The organism is Rhizobium sullae, assembly GCF_900169785.1.
Classification (GTDB): domain Bacteria; phylum Pseudomonadota; class Alphaproteobacteria; order Rhizobiales; family Rhizobiaceae; genus Rhizobium; species Rhizobium sullae.
Genome location: NZ_FWER01000152.1, coordinates 1 through 1,611 on the forward strand (window position 1 = coordinate 1; position 1,611 = coordinate 1,611).

Consider the following 1,611-nt stretch of genomic DNA (forward strand, 5'->3'; position numbering starts at 1 on the left):
GCCGTGACCGGCGCAACCGCCTGACGTCTCACACAAGCGCCTTGTTCCGACCTTGATCAAACAACGTGACATCGCCAGGCGCAGACATAGAAGCTCACAGTTTGTGAATCGTCTGTCCGCAATACAGGGGCCAACGCTACCGACGCCAGATGGGGTCAGCTTGTCCCTTACGTTTGTTGGAAGGGCAGCCGACACACACCAGTTTATCGTCAAACAGTTTCGCTTTGGGATGTGCGTGACATAAACAAATCCGGAAAAATAAGGAAATCGACAAGTCCACGACGGAGAAGCTCATCAGGTTTGTCGTCGAGAGCCAGCAATTCGAAGCTGATGCCGGGAGCTTCGCGAGCCACGCGTTTCGCGACCCTGTCAAAGAACACGATTGTCATGAAGTCAGAAATTATAATCCTGAAACAGCGGTCGGATTCGCCTGGAATTATTGGATTCCAAGCAATGACGGAGACCTGAATATGCGGTAGGGCCTCCCGCACGGCGGGGCAAGCGCTTCCGCACGTGGCGTTGGAATAGGTTCGCGTCCCTGCATTATTAAAGCTCGTCACCGAAATAGGCGCGCAGCCTGGCGATGGCCGCGCTCATGGCGGCTTGACTGAGGTTGATGCTGCGCCGCTGCGGTGAGCTGCGTTCGGTCATCAAAGCATTAAGCGCTACGAGGAGATTTAGATCCAGGCCCCTGAAACGCATTTGGGTTATCCATCTCTTAGATGATTGCTATTCAAACAATCAATTTTACCCCTCTCCCGGGGTGCTATTAGAAACCCACTACATTCCGTGATCAAGGCGTCGACGCAAGCTTAAGAAGCGTAGGACGGTTCCGCTTTCTACTTAAGAGTTCGTCAAACTAGCGTCACACCAGATTACCAGATCTTACCACTACTTCGATCGTGCCCGATAATAAAACAACAAACAGGAGTTTTTGCATGTCCTCGAAGGTGCAATGGAAGCTATGCTGGGAAAATGAGTTGCGACGATCAGACCACTCAGAGCTCTTTCTATCGACCTTTGGGCCGACAGGGGCATATCACGCTGAACGGTTCGAGGGCGGCGCATGATGAGCGAGTGGCCGTCCGGCACGATAATAGAACGAAATGGGCCTGAACTATGATTCAGCGCGACTGTTTACGCGAAGTGCCCGTTGCTGGCGCCGATGATCGCAGCGTTTATTTGACGTTTGACGACGGTCCTAACCCATTTTCTACGCCACAGATATTGGATGTCCTGGCTGAACACCGCGTGCCGGCCACATTTTTTGTGGTCGGTGTGTTTGCGAAAGAGCAGCCTGACCTCATCCGGCGGATCGTGGCGGAAGGTCACGACGTCGCCAACCATACGATGACCCATCCCGATCTTACGGCCTGCGAACCCCAAGATATAGAACGTGAGATAAACGAGGCGAGTAGAGCCATTCTCTCGGCGTGTCCCGAGGCTGCGGTCCGCCATATACGAGCGCCTTACGGGGCTTGGACCGAGGACGTGCTTTCCAAATCAGCGAGCGCCGGACTTGAGGCCGTCCACTGGTCGTCAGACCCGAGAGATTGGTCTCGGCCGGGCGTCGACGCGATTGTTGATGCAGTACTTTCTACTGCTCGACCT

At 54.1% G+C, this 1,611-nt stretch carries 2 protein-coding genes and 2 pseudogenes; 3 read left to right on the forward strand and 1 reads right to left on the reverse strand.

Annotated features, from left to right (window positions below; all coding sequences use genetic code 11):
• Positions 1-169 precede the first annotated feature (169 nt).
• Positions 170-702, reverse strand: a pseudogene (locus BN1800_RS39425) (LysR family transcriptional regulator); the annotation flags it as partial.
• A gap of 236 nt (positions 703-938) precedes the next feature.
• On the opposite strand from BN1800_RS39425, the pseudogene BN1800_RS39430 reads away from it, so the two are divergent.
• From BN1800_RS39430 to nodB, 3 genes and pseudogenes are all read left to right on the forward strand, one after another.
• Positions 939-1,064, forward strand: a pseudogene (locus tag BN1800_RS39430) (acyltransferase); the annotation flags it as partial.
• Positions 1,065-1,069: 5 nt separating this feature from the next.
• A complete protein-coding gene (locus BN1800_RS44390) occupies positions 1,070-1,123 on the forward strand; it encodes a hypothetical protein (RefSeq protein WP_425299113.1) in 54 nt (17 codons plus the stop codon).
• Positions 1,120-1,611: chitooligosaccharide deacetylase NodB (gene nodB / locus BN1800_RS39435; RefSeq protein WP_087006341.1), on the forward strand; the 492-nt coding region annotated here is incomplete at its 3' end. The genes BN1800_RS44390 and nodB, both read left to right, overlap by 4 nt.